General features: G+C 73.4%; 14 protein-coding genes and 1 pseudogene. 11 read left to right on the forward strand and 4 right to left on the reverse strand.

Annotated features, from left to right (window positions below; genetic code table 11):
- Positions 1-81 precede the first annotated feature (81 nt).
- Entirely contained in the window at positions 82-504 is a 423-nt protein-coding gene (locus ACQPZP_RS02800; protein WP_433476047.1) for a winged helix-turn-helix transcriptional regulator, read from the reverse strand.
- An 87-nt stretch (positions 505-591) separates the two neighbouring features.
- Here ACQPZP_RS02800 and ACQPZP_RS02805 point away from each other — a divergent pair, with 87 nt between their 5' ends.
- On the forward strand, positions 592-1,407 hold the full coding sequence (locus ACQPZP_RS02805) for an NAD(P)H-binding protein (RefSeq protein ID WP_433476048.1): 816 nt from the start codon (positions 592-594) through the stop codon (positions 1,405-1,407).
- Positions 1,408-1,456: 49 nt separating this feature from the next.
- Here ACQPZP_RS02805 and ACQPZP_RS02810 read toward each other — a convergent pair whose 3' ends face one another.
- Both ACQPZP_RS02810 and ACQPZP_RS02815 read right to left on the reverse strand, forming a co-directional pair.
- Entirely contained in the window at positions 1,457-2,557 is a 1,101-nt protein-coding gene (locus tag ACQPZP_RS02810) for a hypothetical protein (RefSeq protein ID WP_433476049.1), read from the reverse strand.
- A gap of 71 nt (positions 2,558-2,628) precedes the next feature.
- Complete coding sequence (locus tag ACQPZP_RS02815; protein WP_433476050.1) at positions 2,629-3,843, reverse strand: Ig-like domain-containing protein; 1,215 nt, start codon at positions 3,841-3,843, stop codon at positions 2,629-2,631.
- A gap of 354 nt (positions 3,844-4,197) precedes the next feature.
- Here ACQPZP_RS02815 and ACQPZP_RS02820 point away from each other — a divergent pair, with 354 nt between their 5' ends.
- From ACQPZP_RS02820 to ACQPZP_RS02855, 8 genes are read left to right on the forward strand one after another with little or no spacing between them, the layout of a single operon-like run.
- Positions 4,198-5,625 carry a sugar transferase gene (locus tag ACQPZP_RS02820; protein ID WP_433479539.1) on the forward strand — a complete coding sequence of 476 codons (1,428 nt, stop codon included), beginning with the start codon at positions 4,198-4,200 and terminating at the stop codon, positions 5,623-5,625.
- Positions 5,622-6,914 (forward strand): O-antigen ligase family protein, encoded by a 1,293-nt coding sequence (locus ACQPZP_RS02825; RefSeq protein ID WP_433476051.1) that lies wholly within the window; start codon positions 5,622-5,624, stop codon positions 6,912-6,914. The genes ACQPZP_RS02820 and ACQPZP_RS02825 overlap by 4 nt, the downstream gene beginning before the upstream one ends.
- Positions 6,911-8,560 (forward strand): lipid II flippase MurJ, encoded by a 1,650-nt coding sequence (locus tag ACQPZP_RS02830; RefSeq protein ID WP_433476052.1) that lies wholly within the window; start codon positions 6,911-6,913, stop codon positions 8,558-8,560. Before ACQPZP_RS02825 ends, ACQPZP_RS02830 begins: the two co-directional genes overlap by 4 nt.
- The gene (locus ACQPZP_RS02835) at positions 8,532-9,209 is read left to right on the forward strand and encodes a polysaccharide deacetylase family protein (protein ID WP_433476053.1); all 678 of its coding nucleotides are present in this window, start codon (positions 8,532-8,534) and stop codon (positions 9,207-9,209) included. The genes ACQPZP_RS02830 and ACQPZP_RS02835 overlap by 29 nt, the downstream gene beginning before the upstream one ends.
- Complete coding sequence (locus ACQPZP_RS02840; RefSeq protein ID WP_433476054.1) at positions 9,206-10,321, forward strand: glycosyltransferase; 1,116 nt, start codon at positions 9,206-9,208, stop codon at positions 10,319-10,321. Before ACQPZP_RS02835 ends, ACQPZP_RS02840 begins: the two co-directional genes overlap by 4 nt.
- Positions 10,321-11,043 (forward strand): Wzz/FepE/Etk N-terminal domain-containing protein, encoded by a 723-nt coding sequence (locus tag ACQPZP_RS02845; RefSeq protein ID WP_433476055.1) that lies wholly within the window; start codon positions 10,321-10,323, stop codon positions 11,041-11,043. Before ACQPZP_RS02840 ends, ACQPZP_RS02845 begins: the two co-directional genes overlap by 1 nt.
- Complete coding sequence (locus ACQPZP_RS02850) at positions 11,040-12,176, forward strand: GNAT family N-acetyltransferase (protein ID WP_433476056.1); 1,137 nt, start codon at positions 11,040-11,042, stop codon at positions 12,174-12,176. The genes ACQPZP_RS02845 and ACQPZP_RS02850 overlap by 4 nt, the downstream gene beginning before the upstream one ends.
- On the forward strand, positions 12,169-13,584 hold the full coding sequence (locus tag ACQPZP_RS02855) for a glycosyltransferase (protein WP_433476057.1): 1,416 nt from the start codon (positions 12,169-12,171) through the stop codon (positions 13,582-13,584). The genes ACQPZP_RS02850 and ACQPZP_RS02855 overlap by 8 nt, the downstream gene beginning before the upstream one ends.
- Positions 13,585-13,826: 242 nt before the next feature.
- Here the strand turns inward: ACQPZP_RS02855 and ACQPZP_RS02860 are convergent.
- Positions 13,827-14,225, reverse strand: a pseudogene (locus tag ACQPZP_RS02860) (glycosyl hydrolase); the annotation flags it as partial.
- A gap of 486 nt (positions 14,226-14,711) precedes the next feature.
- Here ACQPZP_RS02860 and ACQPZP_RS02865 point away from each other — a divergent pair.
- Positions 14,712-15,956 (forward strand): ATP-grasp domain-containing protein, encoded by a 1,245-nt coding sequence (locus tag ACQPZP_RS02865; protein WP_433476058.1) that lies wholly within the window; start codon positions 14,712-14,714, stop codon positions 15,954-15,956.
- A gap of 26 nt (positions 15,957-15,982) precedes the next feature.
- Positions 15,983-17,233, forward strand: coding sequence for an NAD(P)-binding domain-containing protein (locus tag ACQPZP_RS02870; protein ID WP_433476059.1), 1,251 nt, complete (start codon positions 15,983-15,985; stop codon positions 17,231-17,233).
- Positions 17,234-17,306 lie beyond the last annotated feature (73 nt).

Here is a 17,306-nt window from a genome sequence, read left to right on the forward strand (position 1 = left end):
CCGGCCCGTCCAGACCTCTTGATCTGCGCGAGTGGCTGCGGTCAGGCGTTGCGGGTCAGGACGTCGATGACGTTTCGCTGATCATCGGATCTCGTTGTCGGGGTGGTCGCTGTCGTAGGACTGACGGGCCTGGGCGATGCCGGCACGGTGTTCGACCGACCAGTCGGCGAGTGCCTTGACGAGGTGGGTCAGGCTCGCGCCTGTCTCGGTGAGTCGGTAGTCGACCTGGGCCGGCACGGTCGGATACACGGTCCGAAGGACCAGGCCGTCTCGCTCCAGCCGGCGCACCGTCAGGGTCAGCATTCGTTGGGAGATTCCATCGATGGCGCGCTGGAGTTGCCGAAACCGCCGCGGGCCGTTGGCGAGTTCGACGATGACGAGGACCGACCACTTGTCCCCAACCCGGTCAAGGACGTCTCGGATCCCGCAGTCGGGATGGTTCGACTTCCCGCACGGCTCCAGCTCAGCGGCTCCAGCGGTTACACCGGTGTGCGTCACTGACACGAAACTGCCTCCTTGTGGGCCGACCGCAGTCGGTTGAAGATCTCACCGTAGTTACTCAAGAGAACCACGGTAGGAGACAGAACCACAATGATCATGGTGACCGGCGCCAACGGACAGCTCGCCTCCCGCACGCTCCAGGAGTTGGCCGAGCGCAAGGTGCCCGCCTTGGGCGGCAGTCGATCGCCCGCCGATGGGCGGCGGCGCATCGACTTCGACGACCCTGCGACCCTCGACCTCACCGCCGTTTCGACGCTGGTCCTCGTCTCGGCGGGGTATGCCGAGGACGACCAGGTCATAGCTCGTCACCGGGCCGTTCTTGACGCTGCGGTGCGGGACGGCGTGGGCCACATGGTCTACACCAGCCTGACCAGCGGCGGTGACCACCTCGGCTTCGCGCTCGCCCACCGGACCACCGAGCAGATGATCAAGGCCAGTGGACTCGGCTGGACGATCCTGCGCAACGGGCTCTATGCCGAGCTCTTTGGCGCGTTGCTGACCTGGACCGCCGACGGCCTGGAATCAGCGTTCGGCAAGGGCGCCCTCTCTGCGGTGGCGCGGGTGGACCTGGCCGCAGCCGCAGCCGTCGTCGCCGGTAACCCGGCAGCACACGCCGGCACGACCTATGACCTGGTCGGCGAACCGATCACCGCCACCGACATCGCCGAAAACCTCGCTGTCGCGCACCGAACGATCGGGCTCGGCGAGTACCGCGCCCGGCTCCTCGCCGATGACGCCCTGCTCCCGTTCCAGCCGCCGATGCTCGCCTCGATCGCGACCAGCGTCCGCCACGGGTTCCTCGGCAACACCACTTCCGACCTCGTCCAGTTGCTCGGCCGACCGCTCACCGACTCGCTCACCGTCGCCGCGGACGCCGCGGCCGCGATGCGCCCTGGCGCACGCTGACACACCGATGGTTCTTGCCGATGGTGCGTGTTCCCGTCCACCTGGTGAGTCAGGGGAGGAGGCGGCGGCGTAGGCGGCGGGTGTTGCGTTGGAGCAGGCCCTCGTGCAGGGCGAGTTCCGCTAGGGCGACCGCTGCGATGGCGCCGGTCTGCGCTATCTCTTCGGCGGTCGGCGTGGTTCCCTCCTGGGAGGACGTGTAGCGCAGGTCGTCGAGGTCGCCGGCGATGCGTGCGGACGTGCGCTGGAGAGCGGCGAGGTCATCCTCGCTCCATTCGGCGAGACGAGCGCGCCAGTCAGGTGGGATGACGACTTTGCCTCCGCGGTGTTCGCGGGTCTGGAGCCGGTCGATGACGACCCGCCGTACCCGGTCGGCGTCCTGCCTGCTCCAGGACGTCTCCTGGATGGCCGCGTTCATGGACGAGAGCACCAGCGTCTCCGGGGCCGTCAGGCCGGTGTGGGTCCGCCCGTCGAGCCCGATCGGCAGGTCGGGCAGGCCGGTCGCCTCGGCGAAGCGTTGCCACAGAAGGTGCGGCGGCCTGCCGGGGGTCGTCACCACGCAGACGCGGGCGGCCCCTGCCTCGGACCAGCGCCGGACCAGCCTGCTCAAGGTGAACGCCCGCCAGATGTGGGCGGCGGGGTCGGTCTCGATGTCGTCCCAGCCCTTGTCCCGCTGTGCGGCGAGGCCGGCGAGATACGTCTCGAAGCTCACCGTCCGGCCGTTGCGGATGTGCTGCTGCCAGAGCGAGGGAAGCGACCGGTCCAGGCTCCGGGCCGTGATGACGACCTCGACGTCGTCGACGCCCAGCGCGTCCAGGAGCCGGTGGACGGCGGGCTTCCGGACGACCGACAGGGCCTCGGCCGACAGGAGCACCGTGCCCGGCCAGGACTTCACCTCGTCCAGCAGGGCCCGCCACGGGCCCTGCTCCTCGGACGCCCGCTGCTTCGACACCCAGGGGTACTCGGTGCCGAGCAGGCCGTAGCTCGGCCACTCGTGGTTGGCCACGGTCCGCCTCCCCCGGTTCCAGTCCAGGGGGACGGGGTAGCGGACGCCCGCCTCGGCGAGCGTCTCACTGCCCGCCTGCAGCACCTGCTGCAGGAAGGTCGTGCCCGACTTCTGAAGGCCGATATGCAGGACGATCTTCGACGCCACGGCTCGCTCCACGGTCGCACAAGGACGGTGAAGGCGAAGACTAGTGGCTGGTCAGCCCGTGTTCGTGGAGGTCAGCCCTGGGTGGTGGTGATCGTCTTGCCGAGGGCGCTGCCCTTGGCCCAGGTGGCGAAGGGAAGCTGCCAGTAGGCCAGGCCGTTCGTCCACTGGAGGCTGCGCTTGGTGCCGGTGATCTTGACCAGGTCGCCACGGTAGGACCACGAGAAGAACCACTGGGCGTCGTTCGCGGGCGAGCGGACGCAGCCGTGGCTGCAGTTGCGGTTCCCGAGGCAGGACGGGTCGTCCATGTTCTGGTGGATGTACTCGCCGCTGTTGGAGATGCGGGTCGCGAACGGGACCTTCTCGTCGTACCAGCCCGGGTCGCCCTTCTTCTTGCCGGGCGGGCGCATGCGCTCCAGGCGGACGTGGTCCATGGTCAGGTGGACGCCGCTGGTGGTGAGCAGGTGGTCGACACCGTCACCCTGGACGTCGCCGCCGCTGCCGAGGCTGACGCCCCAGGTGCGGACGGTGCGGCCGTTCTTCTTGACGACGGCCCGGTGGGTCGTGGCGCTGATGTTGACGGTGTGGGAGTCGCCGATCTTGAAGGTCCGGGTGACGTCCTTGTCGCCGAAGACGTCGTCGCCGATCTTCAGGCCCGCGTAGTGGACCTTGACGGTGACGGTCTGGTGCGCCTTCCACGGGCTCTTCGGACGGAAGACGACGGAGGGGAGGCCGTTGAAGGACTCGCCGGAGCTCAGCCAGCGCCACGCGCCCTCGGTCGGGGTGGTGGAGGAGATCTCGATGGCCCGCTCGATCGCGGGCTTGGCCTTGTCCGGGACGGCCTTGTTGAACTGGACGAGGATCGGCATGCCGGTGCCGACCGTCTCGTTCTGGCTCGGCACGACGTTGTTGACGCGGGTGGCGGCCGTGGCGCGGCTGGCGCGGAACGCGCTGGTCGCGGTGGTGGACTTGCCCTTCCCGGACGTCGCCGTCGCCGACACCTGGTAGGAGCCGCCGGGCCGCAGCGTCCACGTCGAGTGCCACTTGGTCTTGTCGGCGGACAGCGTGCCGGGGACGTCGGCGCCCTTCAGCTTGACCGAGACCTGGCCGAGCTTGCCGCCCGCGGCGGTGACCGTCACGCCCTCGTCGGGCCGGGCCTTGCCCGCGCCGTTCGCCGGAGTGATCGTCACCTGGGGGGCGCCGTCGTCGCCCTTCGTGGTCGTTCCGCCGCCGCCCTCGCCGCCGCTGCTGCCGCCGCACGCGGTAGCCAGGCCCAGGACCAGCGCCATCGCCAACGCCTTACCTCGCACCGTTCTCCCTCAACATCCCGCCGGGCCCGCGTGACGCGGGACGGCAACAAGATCGCTCACGGAACGGCCCGTTATTCCCGGCCCGCCGCGGAGGGCGGGACGGCCGGTTCTCGGCGTCCGACTCACTTGTAGACGTCCATGGTCCCGCGAAGGTTCGCATCGGGTGGCCCATTCGCGGGATCTTTATCGGTCCAGTACGCCCTCGGGACGCATCGTCGATCTTCTCCTCAAGAGAGTGGCGGGCCTGGTTAAAAGCGGCGAGCCACGCTCTGACCAGCTGCGATGCTGGTCCGTGGCCGCCTGCGACGGCCCCCGCAAGGTGAGTTCTTGTCTGTGAAGGGACGCGCGATGAGAGCCCAGGGGCTGAGTCCCTCCGTCGACTCCGGCGCGGCCCCGGAGCTCATGCCGGCGGGCGGCGGAACGACCGTCCGCCGTGCCGCCACCGGTGCGCGAATCCTGGCCGGACTGTATCCGGTGTGCCTCGCCGTCGTGGACGGCTGGACGATGGCCGCGGCCGTGGCCCTCAACGGGGGCGGCCTCCTGCCGGGCCTCGCCGCCCTGGCGGTCATCGCACTCAACGCGTCCGGCGGGCTGTACAGGGCGCGCCGTACCCCTTCCCTCCTCGCCGACCTGCCGCAGCTTCTCGCCCGGACACTGCTCGTCGGCGCCGTCGCGGCCGTGCTGCTGTCGGACGGGACGCTCCTGCTGTGGACGGCGGCCCTGTGCGGGACGGTCCAGCTCGGCGTCCGCGCGTTCGCGAACGCGGCCGTCCGCACGTACCGGTGCCGCCGGTCCCGGGCCCGGTCCGCCCTGGTCGTCGGGACGGGGCAAACAGCCGCCCACATGCTCGACATCCTGCGTGAACGTGGCGAGTTCGGGCTCGCGGCGGTCGGGCAGGTGGCCGCAGGCCGTCCCGCCGGGCCGCCGGGCGCCGCGCCCGTGCTGGGGGAGACGGCCGACCTGCCCACACTCGTCGAGGAGCACGGGGTGGACACGCTGGTCGTCGTCGCCGAGGACGTCGACCCCGGCCAGCTGGGCGCGGTGCTGCGCATCTCGTTCGGGCTGCCCTGCGAGACGCTCCTCGTCCAGCCGCCGTCGGACGTCGTCCCGGTGGCGCCGGCGCGGCGCGAGTACCTCGCCGGGCTGCCGTGCGCCCGGGTCGACTGGCGGCTCCGCGATCCGGTGGCCCGCATCGCCAAACGCCTGCTGGACCTCGCCGTCGCGTGCCCGCTCCTCGTCCTCGCCCTGCCGGTGCTCGCGGTGTGCGCGGCGGCCGTCCGGATCGAGGGCGGACCCGGTGTGCTGTTCCGGCAGCGGCGGATCGGGTTCGGCGGCGAGGAGTTCGTCCTGCTGAAGTTCCGGACGCTGAAGCCGGCGGACGAGCGGGAGTCCGACACCCGCTGGACGGTGAAGAACGACGAGCGGATGGGACGGGTCGGCCGGTTCCTGCGCAACACGTCGCTGGACGAGCTGCCGCAGCTGTGGAACGTCGTCCGCGGTGACATGAGCCTCGTCGGGCCCCGCCCGGAACGCCCGCACTTCGTGGAGCAGTTCTCCCGCACCTGCCCCGGCTATGTGCTGCGCCACCGCGTTCCTGTCGGGATGACGGGGTGGGCGCAGATCCACGGGTTCCGCGGGGACACCTCCATCGAGCTGCGGGCGAGGCTCGACAACCACTACATCGACCACTGGTCGTTCGCGACCGACCTGAGGATCCTGCTGCTGACGGCCCGGGCGATGCTCTGCCGGGACTCCGGATGACGGCCCACGCGCCCGCGCTCCGGCTCGCGGGGTCGCTGCCGAGGCGCCCGAGCTGGCTGATCGCCGCGGCGGTGGCCGCCGTCGGGATCCCGCCCGGCGCGGAGGCGTTCGGGCCAGGCGTGCAGGTCACCATGGGCGACGTCGCCAGCGGCGCGCTCGTGCTGGTCGCCGCGTTCCTGCTGGTCACCGGGCGGGTCCAGATGCCGCGCCGCGCGCTTCCCGCGTTCGGGCCGCTGATCGCCGCGCTCGGCGTCAGCACCGTGCTCTCGACCGACATCGAATCCAGTGTGGCGGGGTTCGTCCGCGATCTGCAGATCTTCGTGCTGGTCCCGCTGTCCGTCGTGCTGCTCGTCCGGGAGCGGCGCGACCTCGCGATCGTCTGCTCGTCGGTGCTCGGCCTCGGGCTCGTGGAGGCGGGCTACGGGATCTGGCAGGCGGTCACCGGGAACGGCGCGTCGATGGGCGGCCAGAACATCCGGGCGGTCGGCACGTTCGGCTCCCTCGACGTGATGGCCATGTCGATCGTGGCCGGGTTCGCGTTCCTCGTGCTGACCGCGTTCGCGCTGTCGGCGCCCGGGCGCGGCGTCTTCGCCGTCCCCGCCGCCCTCACCGGGCTGGTGGTGCTGGCCGCCGCGCTGGCGCTGGCGCTCAGCCGCGGGACGTGGATCGCGCTCGGCACCGCCGCCGTCCTCACCCTGGTGATCTTCGACCGGTGGACGGCCGTCAAGGTGCTGGCCTGCTGCGGGGCGTTACTCCTCGTGTTCGCCGGCGTCGCGGGCGGCGGCGGGCAGGCGGTCGTGGAGCGCTCGAAGTCGATGGTGAGCACGATCGGCCACCCCGACCAGTCCGTGCACGACCGGTACGCGTTGTGGGCCGCCGCCGTCCGGATCTGGGAGGACCATCCCGTCGCCGGCGTCGGCGTGAAGAACTTCCCGGCCTACCGCGACACCTACGCCACGATCGAACTGTCGTCCGGCAGCGAGACCGCCGACCCCGTCAACGGGTACGTCCGGCAGCCGCTCCTGTCGCCGCACAACGAGTACCTGCTGTTCCTGTCCGAGCAGGGCGTGGTGGGCTTCGCCGGCCTCGCGACGCTGCTCGCGATGATCGTCGCCGGGCTGTGGACGCGCCGCCGCGTCCGCGACCCGTTCTGGCTCGCCGCCGTCGCCCTCACGGTGTTCCTGCTGGTCAACTTCCTCTACGCGGACATGGGCGGGCCGACGTGCGCGCTCACCGCCATCGTCCTCGGCATCACCGCGTCCCGCGCGCTCGGGGAGGTGGAGCGGTGACCTCCGTGGGGCGTGCGGCCGTGCTGTCCGGTGTGCTCATCGCCGCCGGGACCGCGCTCGGCTTCCTGCGCGACCTCGCCATGGCGCACCTGTTCGGCGCCAGCAGCAGCACGGACGCGTTCCTCGTCGCCTGGACGATCCCCGAGACCGTTTCGCCCCTCCTCATCGAGGACGCCATGGCGCTGCTCATGGTCCCCGTCGTCACGCGGCTCCTCGCGCGCGGGGACGGCCTGCGTCCTCTCGTCGGCACGACCCTGGCCCGGATGCTGCTCGGCCTGTCCCTGGTCACGGTCACGCTCGTGGTGGCCGCGCCTCTCGTGGTGAAGGTTCTCGCGCCCGGCCTGACCGAGCCCGGCCCGGCCGTTCTGTGCGTCCGCCTGACGGCGATCACCGTCGTGACGTTCGGCCTCGCCGGTTTCATGAGCGCCACGCTCCGCGCCCACCACAGCTTCGGCCCGCCCGCCGCCATCTACCTCGCCTACAACATCGGCATTCTCGCCCTGATTGCGGGCCTGTCGGGGCTCATGGGCATCACCAGCGCCGCCATCGGCGTCGCCGGCGGCAGCGCCCTGATGGTGGCGGTGCAAACCCCCGCCTTCCTCCGCTGCCTCCGCGACGCCCCCACTCCGTCCGGGAGCGTGGACGTGCGGCTGGGGCTCGCGGCGGTGGCGCCCGTCGTCGTCTACACGGTGACGCGGCAGGCGCAGGTGTTCGTGGAGCGGTTCTTCGGGTCCGGGCTCGCGGACGGGTCGATCTCGCACCTGAACTATGCGCAGAAGGTCGCGCAGGTACCGATGGTGCTGTCGCTGCTGATCGTCACGGTGACGTTCCCCAGGCTCGCCCGCGCGTCGGCGGACGGCGACACCACGCAGGTCGCCCGCCGCGTCCAGCAGGACATCGTCGTGGCGAGCGCGATGGTGCTCGCGGCGACAGCGTTCCTCGTCGCGTTCGCACCCGCCGTCGTCAGGGTGCTGTTCCAGCACGGCGAGTTCACGGCCGCGGACACGCGCAGCACCGCGTCCATCATGCGGGTCTACGCGCTCGGCCTGTGGGGGCAGTCGGCGGTCGGTCTCGCCGCCCGCGCGTTCTTCGCGCAGAAGCGGCCGACCTGGCGGCCGGCGGCCGTGCTCGGCATCGGGCTGGCCGTCACCGCGGCGGTGGCGGGCGCGTTCGCCGCGGCCGCCGGGACGCTCGCGCTGGCCGCCGCGAACGCCGCCGGCATCACGCTCGCCGCCGTCCTGCTGCTGGCCGGGCTGCGGCGCGGCGTCGCGCCGATCTCGCTGCGCCGGGTCGGCGCCGACGTGTCCCGGCTCGTGCTCGCCGCCGCCGGGGCCTGCGCGGCGGGCCTGCTCGCCGCCGGGGCGCTGGACGCGCCGGCGGCCGTCCACCTCGCCGCGGGCGGGCTCGTGACCGCGGTCGCCTTCGGCGTCCTGCTCTCGCCGTGGATCACTTCAGCGCCGCTCGGCGCGCTCGTCCGGCGCGGCCGTACCGAATCGGGGGATACCAGTGAGCAAGCCGACCGAACCGACACGCCTGACAGAACCGGCGCGGTCCCCTGTGAGGGGACGACCTCCCACGCCCCCCGCACGAGCCGCCCGGCCGGCGCCGCCGGTGCTGATGTACCACTCGGTCGACCACTTCGATGAGGACCCGCATCTGGTGACGGTGTCGCCGGCCCGGTTCGAGCGGCAGCTGGGGTGGCTGCGGGCGCGGGGCCTGCGCGGCGTCGGCATGGCCGAGCTGCTGGACGCGCACAACGCCGGCCGGGCCCGCGGCCTCGTCGGGCTCACGTTCGACGACGGGTACGCCGACTTCGCGACGAGGGCCGTCCCCACGCTCGTGCGGTACGGGTTCGGCGCGACGGTCTTCGTCGTGTCCGGGCGGATCGGCACCTACAACGCCTGGGACGACGGTCCGCGCAAACCCCTCATGACGGCCGAGCAGGTCCGGATCGTGGCGGGCGCCGGCATGGAGGTCGCCTCGCACGGCCGCCACCACGTCTCGCTGCCCGGGACGGACGACACCGAGCTCCGCGAGGAACTGGAGGAGAGCCGGGCCGTCCTGGAGGACCTGACCGGCGGGCCCGTCACCGGCTTCGCCTACCCCTACGGGCACGCGACCGCCCGCGAGATCGAGGCGGTGCGGGCGGCCGGCTACGACTACGCGTGCGACATCCGTCCCGAGGAGCCGGCCCGGCACGCGCTGCCCCGCACCTACGTCGGCGACCGGGACGGGCCCCTCCGGATGCGCGTGAAGCTCGTCCGCCACGAACTGCGCCGGCGGAGCCGCGTGTGACCCGGGTCCTGCACGTCATCACCGGGCTGGAGCACGGCGGCGCCGAACGCCAGCTCGCGCTGCTGCTGCGCCACCTGCCGGTGTCCTGCGAGGTAGCGACCCTCACCCGGACGGGCACCCTCGGCGCCGAGATCCGCCGCACGGGCGTCCCCGTCCACGAGATCGGGATGCGCGGCAACCGGGACCTCGCGGCGCTGCCCCGGCTCGCCCGGCTGATCCGCCGGGGACGGTACGACGTCGTCCACACGCACCTCTACCGGGCGTGCGTCTACGGCCGGATCGCCGCCCGCATGGCCGGGACGCCCCGCGTCATCGCCACCGAGCACTCGCTCGGCGACGGCCACATCGAGGGCCGGCCGACGACCCGCGGCGTGCAGGCGCTCTACCGGGCGACCGAGCGGCTCGGGTCCACGACCGTCGCGGTGTCGCCGACGGTGGCCGCGCGGCTGCGCGGCTGGGGCGTCACCCCCGGCCGGATCGTCGTCATCCCGAACGGCATCGACGCCGCCGCGTTCGCGTTCGACGCCGCCCGGCGCGCCGCGACGCGCCGCCGCCTCGGGATCGGCCCGGCCGAGCCCGTCGTCGGCGCCGTCGGGCGGCTCGTCCCGACCAAGCGGTTCGACCTGCTGATCGAGGCGGTCGCGCGGCTGGACGGCGTCCGGCTGCTGCTGGTCGGCGCGGGGCCGTCGCGCGGTGCGCTGGAACGGCTCGCGCACGAGCGCCGCGCCTCGGTGATCTTCACCGGCGGCACCTCGGACGTCGCGGGCGCCCTCGCCGCGATGGACGTGCTCGCGGCGCCGTCCGTCCAGGAGACCTTCGGTCTCGGCGTGCTGGAGGCGCTGGCCGCCGGGCTCCCCGTCCGCTACACGACCTGCCCGGCCCTCGACGACCTCCCGTCCGGCGCGGCCCCGCAAGCCCGCCGGCTCCCCACCGACGCCGGCATCTGGAGCGCCGAGCTCGCCCGCGTCCTGCGCGTCCCCCGGGACCGGACGCGGGTCCCACCAGTCGTCGCCCGCTACGCCATCGCCGAGCAGGCCGCCGAGCTCGCCCGGCTCTACCGCCCCGAGCCGTCCGTCCGCGGGGCGGTTCCGACACGAGAAAGGGCTTCGTGATGCCGCACCGTGACGCCAGGAGGAGGCCGGGGAGACCGGCCCTGAGGAGGGGCGGCCTGCTCATCAGGACCGCCCGGAGCCTTTGCGGGCCGCTCGCCGCGCTGCTGCGCCGCTGCGGCCTGTCCATCGCGTTCGTGCTCGCCGGTCTCCTCGGCGGGCTCGGATACGCCCTGCTCGCCCCGACCACCTACACCGCGACGGCGTTCGTCCTCGTCGTGGAGGGCGGGAACGGCGGCGACACCGGCCCGGCGGCGGTCAGCTTCGCGCAGGCGTACGGGCGGCTCGCGCCGCTTCCCGAGACCCTCGCCTATTCCACGATCCCGCTGCCGCGCGGCGCGGCCGGCGCCACCCGGGAGCACATCCAGGCGTCCACCTCGCCGGACACCCCGCTGATCCGGCTCGCCGGCAGCGCCCGGACGCGCCGCGACGCCGCCGCGTTCGCCAACGCCGCCGCCGACGCGCTCGTCCGGTACGGGACGGCCCACCGCAAGGACACCGGCGTCCGCGTCGCGCCGATGACCCTCGCCGCGCCGCCGTCCGCGCCCTCGTCGCCGAACCTGCCGCTGGGCGTCGCCGTCGGGACCGCGTCCGGGATCCTGCTCGCCGGGCTCAGCACCGCCGTCCTGAGCGGCCGGCGCGGACGGGGCGGCCGGCCGGAGACGCCGCGCCGCGCCGCCGTGCCCGGGCGGGCCGCCGCCGAACGGATGGGGGTCCGCTCATGACCGCGACCGCGCCCGCACGGCTCGCCGCCCCCGCCGCCGAATGGTCGGCCGAGGTGCACCGGGACGAGCAGTCGCTCGTCGCACTGGCCGACGACCTGCGCGACCTCTACGACCGCAGCCCGGCCGCGACGCCGTTCCAGACCTACGAGTGGCTCAAGGCGTGGTGGGGCTGGTACGGGACGGCCGGGCGGCTGCGGCTCGCCACCGTCCGGTGCCGCGGCCGGCTCGTCGCGGCGGCGCCGCTGATGGCGGGCGTCCGGCGCGGGTTCCGGGTGCTCGTCCCGCTCGCCGCGGACCAGAGCGACTTCACCGACTTCCTCCTCGACCCCGTCCACGCGGACGGCGCGGTCCGGCACCTCGCCCGGGCCCTGCTGGACGAGCGCGGATGGTGCGCGCTCGACCTTCCCGAAGTGCGGCCCGGCTCGGCGGCCCACCTGGTCGCCGAGCAGTGGCCGCGCCGGTCCTGGCGGACGCCGTCGTCGGTCTGCCTCGAACTGCCCGCGGGCGGGATCGAAGAGGTCCTCGGGCGGCTGCCGCGCCGCACGGCCGGCAAGATGCGCGCCAAGCTCCGCAAGATCGACGTGCGCGGCATCGCGGTCGAGAGCGTGCCGGCCGACCGGGCACCGGACGCCGTCTGTGCGCTGCTGGAGCTGCACGCCCGGCAGTGGCGGGGCCGCCCCATCAACCCCGAGCACACCACCGAGCGGTTCCGCCGCCACCTCGCCGAGGCCGCGGCCGGGATGGTCCGCGACGGGCGCGCCGCCGTCCTGCAGTACCGGTGGGACGGCCGGCTCGTCGCCAGCGACCTCGTCCTCATAGGCCACCGGTACGTCGGCGCCTACCTGTACGGGGCGATCCCCGACCTGCGGTCCTGCGTGGACGTCTCGCTGATGATGCTGCGCCAGGACCTCGCCATCGCCCGGGACCGGCACCGGCAGGGCGTCAGCCTGCTGCGCGGCGACGAGCCGTACAAGCTGAAGTGGCGGCCGACGCCGGTCCGGAACGAGCGGATCATCCTCGGGCGGACCGCTCCGGCCGCCGCGTTCGCCGGCCTCGCCCGCACCCGCGCGGCCCTGGCGGACCGGAAGCACCGGCGGAACGCGGATCACGGCAGTTCCGGGGGCCATGACTGACCCGGGCGGCGACACCCCGCTGCGGATCCTGCACGTCAGCCAGCCGAACGCGGGTGGGGTCGCCGTCTACGTCGGGCAGGCCGCGGGCGACCAGCGCCGGCGCGGCTGGGAGGTGGCGGTGGCCTGCCCGGCGGGCGGCGACCTGCCCGAGCGGTGCATGGCGGCGGGCGTGCCCTGGCTCAACTGGGCCGCCGGGCGCGCTCCCGGCCCCCGCACCGTGCTGGAGGCGCTCAGCCTCCGCCGCCTGGTGAAGGGGTTCGCGCCGGACGTCGTCCACCTGCACTCCGCGAAGGCGGGCCTCGCCGGACGGCTGCTGCGCCGCCCGCTCGGCACGCCCACCATCTTCCAGCCGCACGGCTGGTCCTGGCTCGCCGCCACCGGGAGGCAGGACGGGCTCAGCCGCCGGTGGGAGCGCATCGCCGCGCGGTGGAGCGACGCCCTCGTCTGCGTCGGCGTCGGCGAGCTGCGCGAGGGCATGCGCGCGGGCGTGCGCGGGCCGTACCGGCTCGTCCGCAACGGTGTGGACCGGCGCCGGTTCACACCGGCCGACGGCGACGCCCGGCTGGCCGCCCGCACCCGGCTCGGGCTGCCCTCGGCCGTCCCCATCGCCGTCTGTATCGGCCGCCTGACCAGGCAGAAGGGGCAGGACGTCCTGGTCGCGGCGTGGCCGGGGGTCACCGCGCGCTGCCCGTCGGCGCTGCTCGCCATCGTCGGGGACGGCGACTACCTGGACATGCTGCGCCGCGAACGCGTGGCCGGGGTGCGGTTCGTCCCCGCCGTGCAGGACCCGCGGGACTGGCTGTCGGCGTCCAACCTCGTCGTGCTTCCGTCCCGGTGGGAAGGATTGCCGCTGACGGCGCTGGAGGCGCTCGCCATGGGACGGCCCCTCGTCGGGACGGACATCCCGGGCATCACCGAGATCGTCCGCCCGGGGCTCGGCGCCCTCGTGCCCGCGGACGATCCCGGCGCGCTCGCCGAGCAGATGGCCGGGCGGCTGCTGTTCCCCGGGATCGCCGAGCGGGAGGGGCGGGCGGCCGCCCTGGCGTCCGCCGCCTACGACGTCGCCGGGACGGTGGCGCTGCTCGCGGCCGTCACCCGCGGCGTGGCCGGGCGAGGCGAGGTCCCCGTGGAGGCCCTGGTCGACGCGCGGGCGGTGGCGGGCGGGCCGGTCCACGACGGCCGTACCGGCCTGGCGGGCGGTGTCCTGGACGGCGCGGGCTTCTTGGACGGCGCCGGCTTCTTGGACGATGTGGACGCGGTGGACGGCGCGGGTGCCTTGGACGGCTCGGGTGCCTTGGACGGCGCGGGCGGCGCCGGTGCGGGAGTCGCGGAGGCGGCCGGCGCCGGGGTGAACGGACCGTTGCCCGACGGCGGCGGGGCCGTCACGCCGCCGAACAGTTCGCGGTAGGCGGCGGAGGCGCGCGGGTTGCCGCCGCACGACCAGACCCCGTGCGGGCAGTAGTCCGTGATCGACTGGTAGACGACGTCATGCGACGCGATCCAGTCATGCATTCCTCGGACATATTCTGAGTTGTCCGAATTTCGAAAAAGTCCCCACTCCGGGAACGAGATGCGCTTGCCGTGCGCGGCGGCGAAATCGGCTTGCGCCCGCAGCCCGTAGGGCTCGTCCACGAATTCTTGGAAAGACTTTCCCGTCGGCTGGTCGTAGCTGTCGGATCCGATGATGTCGACAACGTCGTCACCGGGATAGCAGTCCGTCCACGGAATCGCGTCCAGGCCTCGCGTCGGCGCGAAATCGAACCGGAAGCGAGCGCCCGGAACCGCGCGCATGGCGGTCACGATTCGCCGCCAGTACGCCTTCCATGCGTAGGGATCCGGGGCGCACCGGCCGGCGTACGCCTCGCCGTTCATCTCCCAGCCGAGGACGATGACCGTGTCGCGCGCGCCGATGGAGACGAGCCGCCTGGCGAGCACCCGGTAGTGGCCGTCGAACGTGCCCCGCGCGCCGCCGCGCAGCAGGGAGGCCAGCACCGGCATTGGGAGCCACGCTTCGTTCGGCGTCATCATCGGGACGTTGAGCACCAGCATCCGGCGCGGGTCGGCGGTCTTCCAGCGCGCCCACGGGACGAGGATCTCCGGCGGCCCCTCGACGTCCCGCCAGTCGTCGCCGGGCAGGTAGGTGCGCCCGACCGTCACCGTCGAGCCGAGCCAGCGCTCGAACTGGCGCACCCGGGCCACCCCCTCCGCGCCGGATCCCAGAAAAGCCCCCAATGGCACATATTTCGATGATTTCTGTATTGCCCGGGGCTGCTGTGGCCAGGTGACGAGAGCCGATGCCGACAGCACGAGCAGGAAGACGCACGCGGCCAGAACGGCAGGGAGCGGACAGAAGGGGAGTGGCCTTTTCCAGCGGCGTCCAAAATGTCGATCTGCTGGATGGATATCGGCAGCTCGCATGCGTATCGTATGCCCTTGGAGGTCCACCCCGAAAAAGCCGGACGAGTGGACGATGGCAAAATTTACCGTGGGGAAGGGATGTCGTGCGCCGTAATATGAGGGAATGGGCCTGAACGAATGTTCTTCGACTCACGGGCCCAGCCGAGGACGCGGCTCGACCCCGGCCTTCCCGCCCTGCTGCTGCGCACCGACCGCAACGTCTTCCACCACGGGACGCTCGCGGTGATCCGCAGCCTCGGCCGCGCCGGGGTTCCCGTGCACGCCATCCTGGAGGGGCGCGGCAACCCCTCGTCCCGCTCCCGCTACCTGTACCGCGGGCACCCCTGGGCTCCGCCCGCCGAACGTCCCGCCGAGCTGCTGAGCCACCTGCGCGCGGTCGGCGAGCGGATCGGCCGCCCGGCGCTGCTCGTCCCGATGGACGACGCCGGAGCGATCTTCGTCGCCGAGCACGCGGACGGTCTCGCGCCCCACTTCGTCTTCCCCCGCCAGGATCCCGGCGTCCCGCGGAGCGTCGCCGACAAGGCGCTGCTGCTGCAGACCTGCGAGCGCCACGATGTCCGGTGCCCGCCGAGCCGGACGCCGACGTCGGCCGCCGACGTGGACGAGGCGGCGACCGCGCTCGGGCTGCCACTGATCGCCAAGTGGGCGCGGCCGTGGCGGCTCGGACCGGGGATGCGCAGCACCACGGTCGTCCGCACCCTCGGCGCGCTGCACCGGCTGTTCGCCGCCACCCGCGACCGGTCCCCGGACGGCGACCCCGGGCCGCTGATCCTGCAGCGGCGCATCCCGCCGGCCGGCGGCGACTGGTTCTTCCAGGGCTACTTCGACGCGAACCTCGACTGCCTGTTCGGCGCGGTCGGCCGCAAGCACCTCGCGCATCCGCCGCAGGCCGGGCACACGGTCGAGGGGGAGTGGGTCTCGGATCCCGAGCTGGAACGCCTCGCGATCCGGATCGTCCGGCTGTTCGGCTGCCGCGGCCTAGTCGACCTCGACTTCCGGCTCGACGCGGACGGAGGCGTCCACCACCTGCTGGACTTCAACCCCCGGATCGGCGCGCAGTTCCGGCTGTTCACCGACCGGGACGGCCTCGACCTCGCGCGCGTGCTGCACCTCGACCAGTCGGGCCGCCCCGTCCCGGACACGCTTCCGGCGACCGGGCGCACCCTGCTGGTGGAGAACCACTACCTCCGGGGATCGGCCCGGCGTGCGCCGCGCGCCGGTCTCCGCCCGCTGCGGGAGACCCTCCGCCCGTTGCGGGCGGCGGACGAGTTCGCCTGGTTCGCCGGGGACGATCTGCCGCCCTTCCTCGCGATGGGGCGGCAGAGCGCGCTCCACGCGATCGGGCGGCTCCGCACCAGGTAACACCACAACACACGGGGGAATGGAACATGAGCGACCCGTCCAGCGACGTCGTCATCGCCGGTGCCGGGCCCTACGGCCTGTCGACGGCCGCCCATCTGCGGAACCTCGGGCTCGCGGTCCGGGTCATCGGTGAGCCGATGAAGTTCTGGGACGCGAACATGCCGGAGGGCATGTACCTGAAGTCCGAGCCGTTCGCGTCGAACCTGGGGGCGCCGCAGAAGGGCATGCGGTTCACCGACCGCCATCCGGACTTCCGGCTCGGGCGGCCGATCCCCCTGGACACCTTCGTCGAGTACGGCCGGTGGTTCGCCGCCGAGGCGGTCGGCGGCACCGAGGACGCGCAGGTCGTCACCGTCGAGCGGGGCGGACGGGACGGATACCGCGTCACGCTGTCCACCGGCGAGACGATCACGACGCGCGCCGTCGTCGTCGCGGTTGGCGTCGGGCCGTTCGCGCACGTCCCGGACGAGCTGGCGGGCCTGCCGTCCTGGCTCGTCTCGCACAGCAGCGCGCACAGCGACCTCGGCCTGTTCTCGGGGAAGGAGGTCACGGTCGTCGGCGCGGGGCAGTCCGCGCTGGAGACGGCGGTGCTGCTGGCCGACGCGGGTGCGCGCCCGCACCTCCTCGCCCGCAGGCGCGTGCTCGACTGGAACACCGTGCCCGCCGAGCACCGGCCGGTGCGCACCGCGGTGCTGGCCGGGCCCCGGTCCGGGCTCGGCACCGGCTACCGGACGTGGCTGTGGGCCGAGCGGCCCGGTCTCGTGCGGTACCTGCCTGAGCGGACACGGCAGCGGATCGTCCGCGAGACGCTCCCGCCGGCGGGCGCGTGGTGGCTGCGCGACCGGCTGGACGACCGGATCCGCGTCTCGACGGGCCGGCTCCTGGCGAAGGCCGTCGAGCAGGGCGACGGCATCGCCGTCACCACCACCGACCGCACCGGGCGGCGGCTCGTCACGGAGGCCGAGCACGTCATCGCCGCCACCGGGTACGTCGTAAACATCGAGCGGCTCGGCCTGCTCGCACCCGAGCTGCGCGGCCGCATCGCGACCCGGCTCGGCGCGCCGGTGCTCAGCAGGGACTTCGAGGCGTCGGTGCCCGGGCTCTACTTCGCGGGCCTCGCCGCCGCCTCAACGTTCGGGCCCGTCATGCGGTTCGTGCACGGCGCCGACTTCGCGGCGCGGCGGATCGCGCACCACATCGTCCGGCGGACGCCGCCGGTGCGGGTGCCGGCGGGACGGCCCGCGAGCGTCCTGAAGCCGGACGCCACCCAGCGGTGAGGTCTTTTCCCCCGGCGCGGGCGAAAGGCGCTTAGGCGAAGAATTCTCCTCCAGCCGGCGGAGCTCCACCAGG

Source organism: Spirillospora sp. CA-142024 (assembly GCF_050942325.1).
Taxonomy (GTDB): Bacteria; Actinomycetota; Actinomycetes; order Streptosporangiales; family Streptosporangiaceae; genus Spirillospora.